Below are 16462 nucleotides of genomic sequence, written 5' to 3' on the forward strand. Positions count from 1 at the left end.
TAGAGTTGACACATTGTTATGGCTCGGCGAGGGCCGTGGGACGACTCCCTCGCCGAGCCTGGGTCAGGCGGGCCGGACGGATCGGACGGGCCGGACCGACCGGGACCCGTCAGGTCACGGGGTGGTCTTGACCTTGATCTGACCGTCGATGATCTTCTTCTTCGCGGCGTCCAGCTTGGGCTGGATGTCCGTGAGGAAGCCGCCGCTCGTGGCGAGCGAGACACCGCCCTTGGCGAGCGAGTAGACGTTGTTGCCGGCGAGCGGCTTGCCGTCGTGGACGGACTTGATGAAGTCGTACACGCCGACGTCGACGTTCTTGACCATGGAGGTCAGGAACGAGCTCTTGTACTGGGCCAGACCCGGGATGTTGTACTGGTCGGAGTCCACGCCGATACCCCAGGCGCCCTTGACACCGTGCACGGCCTCGATCGCGCCGTTGCCGGAGGAGCCGGCGGCCGTGTAGATCACGTCGGCGCCGTTGTCGAGCATGCCCTGCGCGGCCTGCTGACCCTTGTCGGGGCTGGAGAAGCCGGAGGTGTCCTGGCCATGGGTCAGGTACTGGACGTCGACCTTGACCTTCGGGTTGGTGTCGTGGACACCCTGGGTGTAACCCGCCTCGAACTTCTTGATCAGCGGGTTGTCGACACCGCCGATGAAGCCGACGTGGTCCTTCTTGGTCTTCAGCGCGGCGGCGACACCGGCCAGGTAGGAGCCCTGCTCCTCGGTGAACGTGATGCTGTTGACGTTCTTGCCGCTCACGACCGAGTCGACGATGCCGAAGTTGATCTTCGGGTACTTCGCGGCGATCTTCTGCACGGCGGGGGCGTAGGTGTAACCGACGGCGACGATCGGGTTGTACCCCGCGTCGGCCAGGTCGGACAGCCGCTGCTCGCGGTCGGCCTCGGTGTCGGAGGTCTTGGCGGTCAGCTCCTTGATGGAACCGCTGAACTCCTTCTCGGCCTTGTCGGCACCGCGCGCGGCGGAGTCGTTGAAGGAACGGTCACCACGGCCGCCGACGTCGTAGGCGAGACCGATCTTGACACCCTTGCCGCCGCCTGCGGAGGAGGACGAGGTGGTGTTGTCGGAGGAAGTGCTGCCACACGCGGTGGCAGTCACGGCGAGTGCTGCGGTCGCGATACACGCAGCGGAAAGCTTGGCTACCCGGCGCACGGGAGGCTCCTTCACCTGACCTGAGCGCCTTGCAGGCGCTTGATGTGAGCACCATGCCAGTGCTCGAGCCGGAACGCCCCGTCGGCGTCGGCTTCGCGGCATCGTAACGCGCGTAGATGTCGCAAAAAACCCCCTCTCGAAGCCGTTATCGATTCGAGGCAAACAGCATCTGAACTCGCGGTCCTGCCTCTTTCATGACGCTATTGCGCAGCATGTGCAAAAGGCCGAGGACCCTGTTGCGCCGGTCAGACGACCGTGTTGCGCCGGTCAGGCGAACGGCCCCCGAGCGCGGGGGCCGCACGCTCACTCCACTACGACTACGACTGACTATGACTACGAACCGCTACACGCCGTTCGGCTCCAGGAAAGCCGCCGCCGTGAACATCTCCACGCCGACCTTGATCGCGTGCTCGTCGGCGTCGAAATCACCCTGATGGAGGTCGCGCACGGTGCGCTCACCGGGGCGCCGTACGCCGAGGCGGGCCATGGCGCCCGGCACATGCTCCAGATACCAGGAGTAGTCCTCGCCGCCGAGGCTCTGCTCGGTGCTCTCGACGGAGCGCCGGCCGCGCCGCGCGACCATCGCCCGGCGCAGCAGCTCGGTGGACTCCTTGTCGTTCACCACCGGCGGCACCCCGCGCACATAGGTGATCTCGGACTTGGCCCGGTGCAGGGTGGCGACCTCGTCGATGGCCGCGTGCACGATGTCGGGAGCCTGCCGCCAGGCGTCCAGGTCCAGGCAGCGCACGGTCCCGGACAGCTCGGCGTGCTGCGGGATCACGTTCGGCGCGTGGCCCGACTCGATCCGGCCCCAGGTGAGGACGAGGCCGACACGGGCGTCGACCCGGCGGCCGATCACCGCGGGCACGTCGACGGCGACGCGGGCGGCGGCGGTCACCAGGTCGGTGGTCAGATGGGGCCGGGCGGTGTGCCCGCCGGGCCCGTCCAGGGCGACCTCCAGCCGGTCGCAGGCGCTGGTGATCGCCCCGTGCCGCAGCCCGATCTTCCCGGCGTCGACGCGCGGGTCGCAGTGCACGGCGAGGATCCGCCCGACCCCGTTCAGCACGCCGTCCTCGATGGCGTCCAGGGCGCCCCCGGGCAGCACCTCCTCGGCGGGCTGGAAGAGCAGCCGCACCGGCCGGGGCAGCAGGCCCTTGGTGTGCAGGTCGGCAAGCACGAGCCCGGTGCCGAGCACGACGGTCGTATGCACGTCGTGCCCGCAGGCATGGGCCCGATCGGGCACGGTCGACTTGTACGCGCAGTCGGTCTTGGTGTCCGGGATGGGCAGGGCGTCGATGTCCGCACGCAGGGCCAACAGGGGTACGGCCGAGCGCTCGCCCTCGGCCAGGCCGATGTCACAGACGAGTCCGGTTCCCTTGGCGAGCACCCGGGGCCGCAGCCCGGCCCGCTCCAGCCGCTCCTTGATCGCGGCTGTCGTACGGAACTCCTGATTGCCCAGCTCAGGGTGCATGTGCAAGTCGCGACGGAAGGCGATGAGTTCGGCGTGCAGGGCTTCGCTCAGCACGCCGGGGAGCACATCCCCCGCGAGGCCGGCCTCGGACTCTAGGGACATCAATTGCTTCACCCTCTGAAGGGTAGGACGCCCGGGTGGTCAACTACCCCTCGATCAACAAAAGTTCAGCCCGTTAGGGGAAGAAAATCTGACCGGCGGACGCATGGCGGCGGACTCGGATGGGTACAACCTCTGTTTCTCCCTCCACGCATACCACGCCGTATGACATTCACGCGCGCCATGTCCACGAACCGGACCCCGCCCCGGTCTCCCTCTCGGTAAGGTCCGCAGCCGTGACCGAGACCTTTCTGCGGACCACCCGCAGCTCCTACGACGCGATCGCCAAGGACTACGCGGCCCAGTTCCCGGCCGGCGGCTGGCATCCGCTCGACCGCACCCTGATCACCGCCTTCACCGAGCTGGTCACCGGGCACGGCACGGCTCCCGTGGCCGACGTGGGCAGCGGCCCCGGCCACGTCACCGCGCTCCTCGACGAGCTGGGCGTGCCCGTCTTCGGCGTCGACCTCTCCCCCGCGATGGTGGCGCTGGCCCGCGGCACATATCCCCAACTGCGCTTCCACATCGGCTCGATGACGTCCCTGGACCTGCCGGACGCCACCCTGGGCGGCATCCTCGCCCTGTACTCGACGATCCACGTCCCCGACGCCCACCTGCCGACGGCCTTCGCCGAGTTCCACCGCACCCTGCTGCCCGGCGGCCACGCCCTCCTCGCCTTCCAGACCGCCATGGAACCCGGCCGCCTCCACCTGCCGGAGCGCTTCGGCCACGAGATCGACCTGGACTACTACTGGCGCACTCCGGACCAGGTCAGCGCCCTGCTGACCGAGGCGGGCCTGGAGCTGGTGGCGACGGTACGCCGGGAACCGGCCGCTGAAGAAACCCTGGCACGGGCGTTCGTCCTGGCCCGCAGGCCCGCCGGCGAGGCCTGAGCCCGGCCGGTCAGGAACCGGACGCGAGGTTCGTGGCCGCTTTGGCGGTCTGGAGGGTCCGGGCCAGGGGCACGGCGTCGCCGACGGCCCAGAAGTGCAGGTAGAAGAGGCGCGGCTGGTCGTTCAGAGAGTGATTGTGCAGCTCGACGACGCTGATCCCGCCGTTCCTCAGGATCTTGATGACCCGCTGCACCTCGCTGGAGATCATGACGAAGTCCCCGGTCACGGCGGCACGCCCACCGCCTACGGGGAAGAAGGTGACAGCGGTCGTGACTCCCATGGCGCCCGGCACGACACGGCCGCCGTCGCTGACCGTCTCCTGGCGGGCGAAGGAGAAACGGTAGCCGTCCTCGCTCCTGCCCTTGGCGCCGAGCGCGGCGTCGATGGCGGCGGTGTCGAGGCCGGCCGGCGGTGCCGTGTCGGGCTGGCGGGGCCCCGGGGTGGCGGTGGCGTCCAGACCGGCGCGCATGGCGCGGGCGAGGGCCACCGGATCGACGGCGACCCCATGCACATGCGTCCACCACAGCGGGGGCCGATGGGCGGGAAGGTGCTTGTGAATCGCGGTCTGCGCCAGATCATGGGCCTGCAGGGCATCGGTGACCCGCTGCAGCTCGGCCTCGGCGGCGACCACGTCGCCCATGAGCATCGTGCGGCCGTCCGGGTAACGGGCGAACGCCGCGTACGACGCCTCCACCAGCCCGCCGACCCCGTGCGAGGACAGATCCAGGTCATAGCGGGGAAACGTCAAGCGGTACACGACACCGCTCGCGCCCAGCCCACCCACGCCGTCCAGCTCCTCGGCCACGGCCTGCCAGTCCGCCGGATGCGTCACGAGCGGCCGCTGGAGCGACTCGGGTGCGTCACCGCGACCGTCCTCTCCGAGCGGGTCGAGGGCCTGCGCCACGGGAGCCTCGGCCAGGGCGGAGGCCAGCGCGCCGCCCGCCGCGAGGAAACCGCGCCGCGACGTCCGCAGCGTGCTGCCGTTCGACTCCATGGGCCGTCCCCTTGTCCCTCGACCGACTGTTCGGATCAGACAGGATGGACGACTCGCGCCACTGGGCCGTGGACGCCACGACCGAGTTTCGCCTGGTCGCGGGACCGGAGTACGGCGTTTGCCACGGTCACGCGGCCCCCAGCTCACACCACACGTACTTCCCCCGATCCCCGAACCGAGCCGTCGGCTGCCACCCCCAGTACTCCGCACAGGCCTTCACCAGCCCCAGACCTCTTCCGTCCTCCAGCTCCGCCACCTGCTCCAGCGGGCGAGGCGGGTCCGGCGGGGCGGGGTCGGTGTCCCAGGCCCCGATCCAGACGGTGCCCTCCGGGGTACGGCGGACCCTGAGGGCAGCGGGCCCCTTGGTGTGCCGTACGGCATTGGAGACCAACTCGGTCGCGAGGAGTTCGGCGGTGTCCACGATGCCGATGAGCCCGTGCAGGGTGAGGATCAGGCGCAGGGTGCGGCGGCAGACGGTGACGGCTCTGAGGTCGTTGGGGATGTAGAGCGTGTAGTCCCAGGCATCATTTTCGGGCATGCGTCATCAACTCCGGTATATGGTGAGGGGATTTGTCGTGCTGTGGCATTGCCGCAGCCGTCACGGCAGGGCGGAGCGGTGCGCTTCCGCTGCGTGTGCGGTGCATCACCGACGGTAGACCTAGCTTTTTAAGTCTTGCAAGCCGCTCCCGTAACCTGGCCCCCGAACGAGTGTTACCAGCAGGGGGGTTGGGAGGAGACAGTCATGACTTTGAGAAGCGAACCAACAGCGCGTCAGATGCGGTTGGCGGTGGAGTTGCGCAGACTCCGCGACGCGGCTGGACTGTCGGCTCGCGAGGCGGCAACCCTGCTTGGTGTGAGCTCAGCGCAGATCAGCCAGATCGAGACCGGACTCACGGGCGTGAGCGAGAAGCGGCTGCGTCGTCTCGCCGCCAACTACTCCTGTACGGATGAAGAGTTGATCGGTGCCCTGGTAACTGTGGCGAAGGACCGCACCCGGGGCTGGTGGGAGGAGTACCGGGGGCTGCTGCCCACCCCCTTCCTCGACCTCGCCGAGTTGGAGCATCACGCAACGTTCCGACAGGACGTGGAGTTCCTTGTCGTCCCGGGCCTGCTTCAGACGGAGGACTACGCCCGAGCCGCGTTCTCCTCCAGAGTTCCCGAACTCCCGGGGGAGGAACTGGAGCAACGGGTGCGACACCGGTTGCAGCGCAGGATCGTCCTCGATAGGCCTGACCCCGTGCCCTACAAGGCAGTTGTCCACGAGGCAGCACTCCGTATCAAGGTCGGTGATCGCGCTACGTCACGAGTCCAGCTCACTCGTGTTCTGGAACTCTCCGAGGCCGACCACATCACGGTGCGCGTCATCCCGTTCGCGCTCGATGGTTTCGGGGCCGCTTGGTTCCCCGTGATGCTCGCCGGAGGCGCCGTGCCCAGGCTGGACACCGCCGTCCGTGAAGTCATCGACGGCAGCGGCTTCATCGACTCCGAGGCTCAACTCGGCGTTCTGCGAACAGTCTTTCGTAAAATGGAAGCGGCGTCACTCGACCCCACCCGTTCGCGCGACTTCATCCACAGACTGGCAAAGGAATTGTGAGGCCCACCATGAGCAGCGACCTCGGCAACTGGCGGAAGTCGTCCTACTCCGGCGGCAACGACGGAGCCAACTGCGTGGAAATCGCCGCCCGCCCCACCCACATAGCCATCCGCGACTCCAAGGACCCTGCCCTCGGCACCCTCACCATCCCCGCCGAAGCCTTCGCCCCTTTCATCCAAGCCCTGAAAGAGACCCAGCGCCCCTAGGCACCGTCCTGGCGATACGGTCAACGCCATGATCAGTCAGATAGTGACGCTGGTGGGCGTGCTTGTGGGGGCGCTGACTTCGTACCTGTCCGTCACCGTGGCCGAACGGGCCAAGCATCGGCGCTCTTTGGCGACCCGCTGGGACGAACGGAAGCTCAACGCATACGTCGAGTACGCCACGTGTGTGAAGGAGGTGGCTGCCGTTGCGAAACACTCTCGCCTGGTCGAGGAAGGCTCAGACGCCCACAAGGAGTTCATGGCCGCGATGGAGGACGGCGAGCGCAGGCGCTCGGCGCGCTTCGAAACGCTCGTGCTGCTGGCAGCTCTTCCAGCTATTGAAGCAGCCCATAACGGCCGCAGCCGTACGACTTCACTCTGGCGCCGATGTGTCGTACGGCTTCTATCTCGAACGTCCCTCATATCTGTCCGTGGCAGTGGTGACGTGCTGCCCGAACCGCTCGCACGCTGAACTGGGCTGCCCTGTCGAGACCGAGTAGTCCGTGAGCCAGTGGCCACCCGGCCTTGAATGGCCCAACACACTTGATGTGCCGGACGGTCCCTGGCAGGCCAACCGCCCTACGCCGGGCTCACCGCCGTCAGCCGGTGGACGTCCCGGGCCGTTCCCGTCACCCCCGACAGGAAGCCCTGGGCACGGGGGGAGGCGTTCTCGGTCAGCCAGGTCGGTTCGATGTCGCAGACCGCCACGCGAACCCCGGTTCCGGCCAGCGCCAGCGGCAGGGTGTGGACGACCGTCGACGGGAAGCTGAGGACCGTACGGCCGATGGGGCCGCGGCGGGCGATCAGTTCCAGGGGGAGGTCCGGGCGGACGATCTCCAGGCCGGTCTCGGCGGCCAGGCGGTGGAGCTTCTCCGCGCTCTCCCGGCGGTGTGCGAAGTAGCGGGTCGCGCCGTGGGCCTTGGAGAGGCTGCGGACCGCTTCCATGTAGCGGTCGCCGTCCACGACGCCCGTCTCCACCAGGGACGTGCCCACCATGTCCGCGCCCCTGGTGATGCGCGGCGGGCCGAAGCGGGCCCGGGTCCAGGCGAAGTCGTTGACCGTGACCGTCACTCCGTCCGGGGTCTCCGTCACCGGCATGGAGGAGAAGACCTCGACCCGGCGGCGGGCGCTCGGCGTCAGGCGGCGGCGGGCCGAGGAAGAGACAGGAGCGAAGAGAAGGTCGCGCGCGCCGGGGCGGCCCTTGCGGTGCCAGCGGACCAGGCGTTCACCGCGGGCGAGTTGGGCGACGAACTCCATCGTCGCCGTGCCGTCGTCCACCACGACCAGGTCGCGGGCCCGGGTGATCGTCAGCAGCAGTTGTACGTAGCGGGAGAAGGGGTCTCCCATCACGATGCGGTCGGCCCTGCGGAGCGCCCCCGCCAGGCCGCCGATCGTCGAGAAGGGCGCGGCCGTACCGCCCCGCGCGTTCTCCCAGCGCACCCGGTACCCCTCGTCCCGGGCCAGGTCCGCCATGCGGCGCAGCTGGCCCCGGCTCATGGGGTCGGTCGGGGACAGGACGACGACCGTGAGGTCCGCGCCGGCCGGTGGCGAGGCACCGACCACCGTCCGCCTCACCTGCGCGGGCACGGACCCCAGCGGCTCCGGGTCCGCGCCGCGCAGGCCGTACAGATGCGCCCACTCCAGTACGTTCAGCAGCTGGACCGGGCTCTCCACGAAGGCGAGCGTGCGGGGAGGGTGGCCGGGCTGACCGGCGCGGGGGCTCATCGGCGTACGACCGTCCTGTCGTAAGGGAACCCGTGAGGGGACCAGTAAAGCGATCAGAACACTCAGACCGTGACCGGCTCGCCCGCGGCCGCGGCGATCTCCGCCTCGGCGACGACGCCGGCGACGCGGCGCAGCTTCTTCATCGGGCCCAGCTCGGAGTCGTAGACCTTCTTGACGCCGTCACCGAGGGAGGCCTCGATGGTGCGGATGTCGCGGACGAGGCGCGTGAGGCCCTGCGGCTCGACGGAGGCGGCCTGGTCGGAGCCCCACATGGCGCGGTCGAGGGTGATGTGGCGCTCGACGAACACAGCACCCAGGGCAACCGCCGCCAGTGTGGTCTGCAGGCCCGTCTCGTGGCCGGAGTAGCCGATCGGGACGTTCGGGTACTCCTTCTCCAGCGTGTTGATCACGCGGAGGTTCAGTTCCTCGGCCTTCGCCGGGTACGTCGAAGTGGCGTGGCACATCAGGATGTTGTCCGAGCCGAGGACCTCGACCGCGTGGCGGATCTGCTTCGGGGTCGACATGCCCGTGGAGAGGATGACCGAGCGGCCCGTCGAGCGGAGGGCCTTCAGCAGCTCGTCGTCGGTCAGGGAGGCGCTCGCCACCTTGTGGGCGGGGACGTCGAACTTCTCCAGGAAGGCGACGGCCTCGGTGTCCCACGGGGAGGCGAACCAGGCGATGCCCTTCTCCTTGCAGTACTCGTCGATCTGGCGGTACTCGTCCTCGCCGAACTCCACCCGGTGGCGGTAGTCGATGTAGGTCATCCGGCCCCAGGGGGTGTCGCGCTCGATGTCCCACTGGTCGCGCGGGGTGCAGATCTCCGGGGTGCGCTTCTGGAACTTGACGGCGTCGCAGCCGGCCTCGGCGGCCACGTCGATGAGCTTGAACGCGTTCTCCAGCTCACCGTTGTGGTTGATGCCGATCTCGCCGCAGATGTAGACGGGACGGCCGGGACCGACCTCGCGCGAACCGAACGTACGCAGACGGGAGTTGGTGCTCATCAGGAGATGTCCTTACGTGGGGACTGGGGGAGGGAATCGAGAGAGGGGCCGAGGATCCAGCCGGCGATCTCTCGGATCGCGCCGTCACCGCCGGGGACGGTGGTGACCGCGCGTGCGGCGCCGCGTACGACGTCGTGGGCGCTCGCGACCGCCACGGGCCAGCCGACGAGGGCGAAGCACGGGAGGTCGTTGACGTCGTTGCCGACGTAGAGCACGCGCTCCGGCGCGATGCCCTGCTCCTCGCACCACTGCTTCAGCGCGAGGTCCTTGCGGTCGATGCCGTGCAGCACCGGGAGCTTGAGCTTCCGGGCGCGGGCGGCGACCACGGGGTTCTGTTCCGTGGACAGGATCAGCATTTTCAGGCCGCTGCGACGCAGGGCCGCGATGCCTAGTCCATCGCCGCGGTGCACGGAGACGAACTCCCGTCCATCGGAATCGATCAGCACCCGGTCGTCGGTCTGGGTGCCGTCGAAGTCGAGTACGACCGCGTCGATGTCGTCGGCGGTCGGGAGGGCGCCGGGGCGGTCCGCGTCGAACAAGGGGGCCAGCGCGCGGGCGCGGGCCAGGTCGTGCGGGTCGTCGATCTCCAGCACGCGCGCGGGGTCGGTGCGGACGAGTTCCGTACGGCCGAAGAACCGGTGCTGGTGCTTGCGGAAGCCGGCCGCGTCCATCGCGTAGGCGGCGCCGGTCTCCAGGAAGTCCTGGGGGCGGTCCTGCGGCGGGGGCGGAAGGACTTGTCGTGGTTGACGCCGTGGCCTCCGGCGGTCGGCGCGGGAACGGTGCGGCCGCCGCCCGCCGCCGCGGCCACCGAGGCCGTGCCGGGCCCGGCTGCCGGGCCCGCGGGTCCCTCCGGTGCCACCCGGCCTTCGGCCACCGCTCCGGTGGCTGACGGCTCGCCGTGCGCGGCGAGTTCGTCGATCGCCTCCCGCCAGACGAACCCGTGGAACGGCGCGACCGTCAGCGCGGTGTCCGCACCGTCTTCGATCACCGCCGACGCGACCCCGTCGATGTCCTCGCGGACGATGAACGGGCTGGTGCACTGCACGAGCAGGACCACGTCGACGGCCGCGCCGTGCAGCGCCTCGTGGGCGTCCATGGCGTGCAGGACCGCGGCCTCGGAGGTCGCCGTGTCCCCTGCGATGGCGGCCGGGCGCAGCACGACCTCGGCGCCGGCCTCCCGGGCGGCGGCGGCGATGGCCTGGTCGTCGGTGGAGACGACGACGTCGGTCACCAGCCGGGTCGCCCGGCACTCGCGGACCGCACGGGCGACAAGCGGGATGCCGCCGACGGGCGCGAGGTTCTTCGCGGGCACGCCCTTGGAGCCGCCGCGTGCGGGGATCACCGCGAGCACCCGGCGCACCGCAGCGCCTTGGCCCGCTTCCGGGTTCGACATGGGGTCCACTCCTTGGAACGAGGTCACAGCTCCCCCATCCGGCGGATCACCGGGGCGACTCGCTGCACGCCGTGGCGGTAGGCGCCACGCGCGGCGCGGCGCACGATCTGGCGGACCGGTCCGGGCTCCTTGTCGGCGGCGGGCGCGCCGGGCAGCGGGACGCCGTCGGGGCCGAGGTGGTGCCGGGCGAGGATGCCGGGCAGGTAGCCGGGTGCGGTCTCGGGGGTGTAGTAGGGGGTGAGGGGCGGCAGCCCCCCTGGTCGGTCCAGCAGTTTGGCGATGCGTTCACGGGCGGTGTCGAACGCGGTGGTGTAAGAACCGTCGGCGGCGACGCCCTGCCGGGACACCCACTCCGCGTCCGGCGCCGGCCGGTGCCCGGCGTCGAGCTGGTCCCAGGAGGCGAGGCAGCCGGAGCCGGTGAAGTGGTGGTTGCCGAGCACCTCGCGCACACCCAGGTCGGTGAGGACGACCGTGGGGACACGGCGGTGCAGGGCCTCCAGGGCGGCCGTGGAGCTGACCGTGACCAGCAGGTCGGTGCGGTCCAGCACCTCGCCCATATGGCCGTACACCAGACGGAAGTTGGCGGGCAGTTTCTTGCCCTGGACCAGCTTCTGGTACGGCAACTCCTCGATGTGGGTGGTGTGTTCGCCCGGCCTGGAGCGCAGCTTCAGCAGCACCTCGCGCTCGGGGTGTTTGCGGGCGTGCTGGATGAGCCGGTTCAGCAGGTACGTACGGTCCTTGCGGCTCTCCGGGACGGACGGCTGGGCCGCGAACACCACGGTGTACGGCTCGTGTTCACCGGTGTACGACGCCCCGCCGAGGAAGGGCAGCGCGACCTCGGTGACCGAGGAGGCGTCGGCGCCCACGCCCTCGTACACGGCGCGGAACCGGTCCGCGTCGTGCCGGGAGTTGGCGAGGACGAGGTCCGCGCCGTGCCGCAGCAGCAGTCCGTCGGCGAGCTTCTCGTAGACGACACCGACATATCCGGTGACGACGACGGGACGCCTGCCGGCACCGGCCCAGATGGCGCGCAGGCCGTGCAGCATGGCCTGGACGCCGCCGCCGACGAGCGCGAGGATGAGTACGTCGTACGGGTCTTCGGCGGCCTGGCCCATGGCACGCAGGAACTCGACGCCGGTGACCTCCCGCAGGGAGTCTGCCCGGACACCGACCTCCTTCAGCTGGCGGGCTGTCGGGGTGGCGCGTCCCCGCAGGAGGTAGCCGTCGAGCCGGATCTCGGCATCCGTGGGAGCGAGGCGCCCGGCGGTGAGCGCGCCCCACTTCCACCGGGTGTCGGAATCGGAGAGGACGGCGACCCGCAGGGACTTCGTAGCACTTGCTGGCACGCCGAAGACGCTAGAAAGCCATTCCGAGGTTCGGCCCAACCCGAATGCAACAAAGGGTTAACAGCACATCGCCGAATGGCGAATCGGGTCGTCAGGGCACGGGAAAAGAGCCCGGTTCACAGCTTCGCCACGTGCCGTTCACCCAGCATCAAGCAGACGGTCAAGACGAATGACGGGCTTCCCCCTAACGTCCCTGACGTGGTCAAGCTCTCCGTCATCGTGCCGTTCTACAACGTGCAGCAATACGCGCCCGACACGCTCAGGAGCCTTGCGGCGAACGCGCGTGAGGACTTCGAATTCATTCTCGTCGACGACTGTTCCCGCGACGGGACACCAGAGATTCTCGCGCGCGCGGAGCGCGAGCTTCCCGGGGCCGTCTTCGTCCGGCACGAGCAGAACGGGGGGCTGGCGACCGCCCGCAACACCGGTATCGACCGCGCGCGCGGCGAGTACCTGACCTTCCTGGACGGCGACGACTGGCTCGCCCCCGGCTACTTCCCGCAACTGGTCTCCGCCATAGAGGAGCTGGGCTGCGACTTCATCCGCACCGACCATGTGCAGTGCACCGCGCGCTCGCGCCAGGTGTTCCGGGTGCCGGTCGGCCGGCGGGGCGTGGTGCTGAGCCCGCGCGAGGCGATCCTGCCCGCCGACCGGTCGACGTCCGTGGACTACGCGTACGCCTGGGCGGGCATCTACCACCGGCGGCTGGTGGACAAGGGCCTGCTGCACTTCACCGACGGGCTTCGCACGGCCGAGGACCGGCCGTGGATCTGGAAGCTGCACCGGGAGGCGGAATCCTTCGCCGCGGTGAGCATGCTGGGTGTTTTCTACCGGCGCGGGGTCGCCTCGTCACTCACCCAGATCGGTGATGTCCGGCAACTTGATTTCATTCGGGCATTCGATCAGGTGGTCGCGGAAACCGCCCAGGACCGGGACGCGGAGGACCTGTTGCCGAAGGCGGTCCGCACCTATTGCGCCATCATTTCCCATCATCTGGGATCCATCGAAAGGTTCGAGCCCCCGGTGGCGAGAAAACTGAAATCCATGAGTGCCGCGGCCCTGCGGCGCATGCCGCAGGACGTGCTGGACGACGCGCTGGACTCGATGGACGTCCAGCGCGCCGGCAAGCTGCGCCGGCTGCGCCGCCGTCCCGCCTCCGCGGGGGCCGCCGCGTGACCACTCAGATCTTCCAGGCGTCCACCCTGTACGGCACGGCCACGCTCGCCGCCGCCCTGGACTCCGGCTGCTTCGGCCCGGCCGACCGGCGGATCCTGCTGGTCTGCAACAACGCGGCCTCGCCCGAGACCACTCCGGCGCTGGACGAGGCGCCCGGCTTCGAGAAGCTGCGCGACCGCTTCGACGAGGTGATCTCGTACAACGAGACCATCTTCCCGTTCCACCCGGGCGGCTGGGCGCCCCGCGTGGACGACATGCCGCTGTGGGAACGCTTCCTGCGGCACGAATGGCAACTGGGCGACGACGACGTGGAGTTGGCCGTCGAGTCGATCCAGGTCAACCCGTCACTGGCGCTCGGCCAGATCTTCACCGGCGCGCCGGTCACGGTCTACGCCGACGGCCTGATGAGCTACGGCCCCACCCGCAACAAGATCGACCCGCTGGTCGGCACCCGGGTGGACCGGGTGCTGCACCTGGACCTGGTGCCGGGCCTGAAGCCGCTGCTGCTCACCGAGTTCGATGTGCCGGGCGAGATCGTGCCGACAGCCGCGTTCACCAAGGTGCTCGCCGCACTCGCGCCCTCCGGCGCCGAGTTGCCGGAGGTCGAGGAGCCCGCGCTGCTGCTCGGCCAGTATCTGTCGGCGCTGGACATCCTCACCGCCGAGCAGGAGGAGAACCTGCATGTGCGGATGCTGAGGGGCGCGGCCGCGCTCGGGCACGGCAAGGTGGTGTTCAAGCCGCACCCGTCCGCCCCGGCCGGCTTCACCCGCTCCCTGGAGCAGGAGGCAAGGAAGCTGAAGGTCGAGCTGACCGTGGTGGACACGCCGGTCCTCGCCGAGGTGCTGTACCAGCGGATGCGTCCCGCGCTGGTCGTCGGCTGCTTCTCCACCGCCCTGCTCACGGCGAAGGCGCTCTACGGCCTGCCCGTCGCCCGGATCGGCACCGAGCCGCTGCTGGAGCAGCTGACGCCGTACGAGAACAGCAACCGGATCCCGGTGACCATCGTCGACGCGCTGCTGCCCGAACTCGGCGACCGCGCCGGGGTGACCGAGCAGCACGCCGGCATGGACGTCGAGGTGCTCGGCACGCTGATCCGTGCGGTGGGCTTCGCGATGCAGCCGAAGATCTACCCGGGGCTGCGCGGGCATGCCGAGACCTGGCTCGCCAAGAACCTGAACGCGCGCACCATGCACTACTTCAAGCGCCGACGGCTGACCTCGCTGGCCCTGCCCGGCGGGGTGCCCGCCCAGCTGGCGTTCATCCCGCGCAACGCGACGGTCCGCCGGGTGGCCCGCACGGCGCGCAGCCTGCGTCAGCGCGCACTCGGCTAGCCGGGCCAGGAGCGTCGCCGCGGCCGGAGCCATCAGCGGCTGGACCGTGAAGACCCGAACCAGGAAGGAAACCGCACATGGCTGCTTCATCTCCCGGCCTCGCCACCGCACCCGGCCCCCTCATATCCCGGGCGGCGCCAGGCTCCGTCGCCGGCGGGCGCGGGAGCCGTTTGCTCGCCCTGGACGGTCTGCGGCTCGTCGCCGCGCTGATGGTCTGCCTCTACCACTACGTCGGCCGCGGCGGCACGGTCTCCGCGTCCTGGCACGGGAGTCCGGGCCACCTCTTCCCGACCCTGTCCCGGGCGGCCGTCTACGGCAATTTCGGCGTGGAGCTCTTCTTCGTCATCAGCGGTTTCGTGATCTGCATGAGCAGTTGGGGCCGTACCCTGGGCGACTTCTTCCGCTCCCGCGTCGCGCGCCTCTACCCGGCCTACTGGGTCGCGCTGGTCCTGATCACGGGCGCGTCCCTCGCCCTGCCCGTCGTGGTCCCCGCGGTCCGGCTGGACGAGTTCCTGGTCAACCTGACGATGCTCCAGCAGCCGATGGGCGCGACCCGGGTCCTCGGCGTGTGCTGGACGCTCTGGGTCGAGGTCCGTTTCTATGTGCTGTTCGCGCTGCTCGTCGTCCTGCGCGGGGTGACCTACCGCCGGGTGGTGCTGTTCGCCTGTGTCTGGACGCTGGCGTCCGTGCTCTGCCACAGCACGAACAACAACCTGCTGAACCAGGTGATCATGCCCCAGTACGCCTCCTTCTTCATCGGCGGTCTGGCGCTGTATCTGATCCACCGCTTCGGCAGCGACCTGCTGACCTGGGGCATCGTCGCGATGTCCTGGCTGCTCGCACAGCGGGAGGCCACCCTCGGCCTGTGGGGCCCGCATCCGCACCGCGACCCGTATGTCGTCATCCTGATCGTCACCGTCGCCTTCGCGGCCGTCGCCGTCGTGGCGCTGGGCTGGACGCGGTGGGCCTCCTGGCCCTGGCTGGTCACGGCCGGCGCGCTGACGTACCCCTTCTACCTGATCCACGAGCACCTGGGCTGGTTCGCGATCCGGGTGCTGCACCGGAGTCTCGGTCTGCCCGCGTGGCCGACGCTCGTCGTGACCGTGCTCGGGATGCTGGTGCTGGCGTGGCTGATCCACCGTTTTGTGGAGCGGCCGTTCGGCCCGCGTCTGAAGAGGGCGCTGAAGGAACGGAAGTTGGCCAGTCGTTCATCTGGGCTTGGGTTTTGAACGGACCCTGCGGGCAGGCACCGTAGAGCCCACGCCGCACAGGCCCCCCGCAGGGATCCCACAGACGCCGTACAAGGGAGTGCCCACTCCGCATGGCCATCATCCAGGAAACGACGCGACCGCCCCGCCGTCTCGATGACGTGCCCGGCTGGTTCCCGGTGCTCGACCAGTTGCTCTTCGACTGGTTCCTGAACCGGCAGGAAGCCACCGGGATGCGGGGTGATCTGCTGGAAGTCGGCGTCTATATGGGCAAGAGCGCGATCTTCATAGGGCGGCACCAGCAGCCCGCGGAGCGGTACACCGTGTGTGACCTCTTCGAGGGCGACGCCCCGGACGACGCCAACCAGGCCGAGTCGACGAAGTCGTACAGCGCGCTGACCCGGCGCGTCTTCGAGGAGAACTACCGCTCGTTCCACGACGAGCTGCCCCGGGTGCTCCAGGGGCCCAGCTCCGTGGTGCCCGCCGAGGTCACGCCCCGCTCCTGCCGGTTCGTGCACATCGACGCCTCTCATCTGTACGAGCACGTGTACGGCGACATCGGGGCCGCGCACGATCTGCTGCTCCCGGACGGCATCGTCGTCCTGGACGACTTCCGCTCCGAGCACACCCCCGGAGTCTCGATAGCGGCCTGGGAAGCCGTGCTCAACCGCGGCCTGCACCCCATCTGCCTGAGCACCCAGAAGCTGTACGGCACCTGGGGCGACCCGGAGCCGGTCCAGGAGGAGCTGCTGGCGATGGTGCGGGAGCGCTCCGACTGCCATCTGAGCGTCCAGGAGGCCGCGGGACACCGGATCGTCCGGCTGAAGTCGAAGGGCATGCGGGCACCGGATTTCCCGC

At 69.5% G+C, this 16462-nt stretch carries 15 protein-coding genes and 1 pseudogene; 8 read left to right on the forward strand and 8 right to left on the reverse strand.

Features of this window, described 5'->3' with window-relative positions:
- Positions 1-114 precede the first annotated feature (114 nt).
- Together M878_RS64825 and M878_RS64830 are read right to left on the reverse strand one after the other, a co-directional pair.
- On the reverse strand, positions 115-1170 hold the full coding sequence (locus tag M878_RS64825) for a BMP family lipoprotein (RefSeq protein WP_023547188.1): 1056 nt from the start codon (positions 1168-1170) through the stop codon (positions 115-117).
- Positions 1171-1513: 343 nt separating this feature from the next.
- The gene (locus tag M878_RS64830) at positions 1514-2743 is read right to left on the reverse strand and encodes a M20 family metallopeptidase (protein WP_023547189.1); all 1230 of its coding nucleotides are present in this window, start codon (positions 2741-2743) and stop codon (positions 1514-1516) included.
- Between the two features lie 233 nt (positions 2744-2976).
- On the opposite strand from M878_RS64830, the gene M878_RS64835 reads away from it, so the two are divergent.
- Positions 2977-3633: a class I SAM-dependent DNA methyltransferase gene (locus M878_RS64835; RefSeq protein WP_023547190.1), complete on the forward strand. Its 657-nt coding sequence runs from the start codon at positions 2977-2979 to the stop codon at positions 3631-3633.
- Positions 3634-3643: 10 nt separating this feature from the next.
- Here M878_RS64835 and M878_RS64840 read toward each other — a convergent pair whose 3' ends face one another.
- A complete protein-coding gene (locus M878_RS64840; protein ID WP_023547191.1) occupies positions 3644-4627 on the reverse strand; it encodes a DUF1259 domain-containing protein in 984 nt (327 codons plus the stop codon).
- A 127-nt stretch (positions 4628-4754) separates the two neighbouring features.
- Entirely contained in the window at positions 4755-5165 is a 411-nt protein-coding gene (locus M878_RS64845) for an ATP-binding protein (protein ID WP_023547192.1), read from the reverse strand.
- Positions 5166-5369: 204 nt separating this feature from the next.
- Between M878_RS64845 and M878_RS64850 the strand changes: the two genes are divergently transcribed.
- Genes M878_RS64850 through M878_RS97505 form a run of 3 tightly spaced genes read left to right on the forward strand, consistent with a single transcriptional unit; the run spans position 5370 to position 6896 of the window.
- The gene (locus tag M878_RS64850; RefSeq protein ID WP_031224985.1) at positions 5370-6221 is read left to right on the forward strand and encodes a helix-turn-helix domain-containing protein; all 852 of its coding nucleotides are present in this window, start codon (positions 5370-5372) and stop codon (positions 6219-6221) included.
- 8 nt (positions 6222-6229) lie between these two features.
- On the forward strand, positions 6230-6427 hold the full coding sequence (locus tag M878_RS64855) for a DUF397 domain-containing protein (RefSeq protein WP_023547194.1): 198 nt from the start codon (positions 6230-6232) through the stop codon (positions 6425-6427).
- Between the two features lie 28 nt (positions 6428-6455).
- The gene (locus M878_RS97505; RefSeq protein WP_158692693.1) at positions 6456-6896 is read left to right on the forward strand and encodes a hypothetical protein; all 441 of its coding nucleotides are present in this window, start codon (positions 6456-6458) and stop codon (positions 6894-6896) included.
- A gap of 107 nt (positions 6897-7003) precedes the next feature.
- Here the strand turns inward: M878_RS97505 and M878_RS64860 are convergent, their stop codons facing one another.
- From M878_RS64860 to M878_RS64875, 4 genes and pseudogenes are all read right to left on the reverse strand, one after another.
- On the reverse strand, positions 7004-8149 hold the full coding sequence (locus M878_RS64860) for a hypothetical protein (RefSeq protein ID WP_023547195.1): 1146 nt from the start codon (positions 8147-8149) through the stop codon (positions 7004-7006).
- 62 nt (positions 8150-8211) lie between these two features.
- A complete protein-coding gene (locus M878_RS64865) occupies positions 8212-9150 on the reverse strand; it encodes an N-acetylneuraminate synthase family protein (protein ID WP_023547196.1) in 939 nt (312 codons plus the stop codon).
- Positions 9150-10543: pseudogene (locus tag M878_RS64870) on the reverse strand (cytidylyltransferase domain-containing protein). Before M878_RS64870 ends, M878_RS64865 begins: the two are co-directional and overlap by 1 nt.
- 23 nt (positions 10544-10566) lie before the next feature.
- Complete coding sequence (locus M878_RS64875) at positions 10567-11889, reverse strand: DUF6716 putative glycosyltransferase (protein ID WP_023547197.1); 1323 nt, start codon at positions 11887-11889, stop codon at positions 10567-10569.
- Positions 11890-12087: 198 nt separating this feature from the next.
- On the opposite strand from M878_RS64875, the gene M878_RS64880 reads away from it, so the two are divergent.
- The 4 genes from M878_RS64880 to M878_RS64895 form a co-directional block, all read left to right on the forward strand.
- A complete protein-coding gene (locus tag M878_RS64880; RefSeq protein ID WP_023547198.1) occupies positions 12088-13065 on the forward strand; it encodes a glycosyltransferase family 2 protein in 978 nt (325 codons plus the stop codon).
- Positions 13062-14396 (forward strand): alpha-2,8-polysialyltransferase family protein, encoded by a 1335-nt coding sequence (locus M878_RS64885; protein WP_023547199.1) that lies wholly within the window; start codon positions 13062-13064, stop codon positions 14394-14396. Before M878_RS64880 ends, M878_RS64885 begins: the two co-directional genes overlap by 4 nt.
- 77 nt (positions 14397-14473) lie before the next feature.
- The gene (locus M878_RS64890; protein ID WP_209445528.1) at positions 14474-15625 is read left to right on the forward strand and encodes an acyltransferase family protein; all 1152 of its coding nucleotides are present in this window, start codon (positions 14474-14476) and stop codon (positions 15623-15625) included.
- Between the two features lie 92 nt (positions 15626-15717).
- A partial coding sequence (locus M878_RS64895; protein WP_023547201.1) for a class I SAM-dependent methyltransferase occupies positions 15718-16462 on the forward strand: 745 nt, incomplete at its 3' end.

Origin of the sequence: Streptomyces roseochromogenus subsp. oscitans DS 12.976 (assembly GCF_000497445.1) — a bacterium.
In the GTDB taxonomy this organism is placed as follows: Bacteria; Actinomycetota; Actinomycetes; order Streptomycetales; family Streptomycetaceae; genus Streptomyces; species Streptomyces oscitans.

Bases quoted from the DNA above. Each gene is read 5' to 3' on its own strand.
- M878_RS64860 (WP_023547195.1), bottom strand. From the start codon at position 8,149: ATGAGCCCCCGCGCCGGTCAGCCCGGCCACCCTCCCCGCACGCTCGCC.
- M878_RS97505 (WP_158692693.1), top strand. From the start codon at position 6,456: ATGATCAGTCAGATAGTGACGCTGGTGGGCGTGCTTGTGGGGGCGCTG.
- M878_RS64855 (WP_023547194.1), top strand. From the start codon at position 6,230: ATGAGCAGCGACCTCGGCAACTGGCGGAAGTCGTCCTACTCCGGCGGC.
- M878_RS64830 (WP_023547189.1), bottom strand. From the start codon at position 2,743: ATGTCCCTAGAGTCCGAGGCCGGCCTCGCGGGGGATGTGCTCCCCGGC.
- M878_RS64850 (WP_031224985.1), top strand. From the start codon at position 5,370: ATGACTTTGAGAAGCGAACCAACAGCGCGTCAGATGCGGTTGGCGGTG.
- M878_RS64865 (WP_023547196.1), bottom strand. From the start codon at position 9,150: ATGAGCACCAACTCCCGTCTGCGTACGTTCGGTTCGCGCGAGGTCGGT.
- M878_RS64890 (WP_209445528.1), top strand. From the start codon at position 14,474: ATGGCTGCTTCATCTCCCGGCCTCGCCACCGCACCCGGCCCCCTCATA.
- M878_RS64840 (WP_023547191.1), bottom strand. From the start codon at position 4,627: ATGGAGTCGAACGGCAGCACGCTGCGGACGTCGCGGCGCGGTTTCCTC.
- M878_RS64845 (WP_023547192.1), bottom strand. From the start codon at position 5,165: ATGCCCGAAAATGATGCCTGGGACTACACGCTCTACATCCCCAACGAC.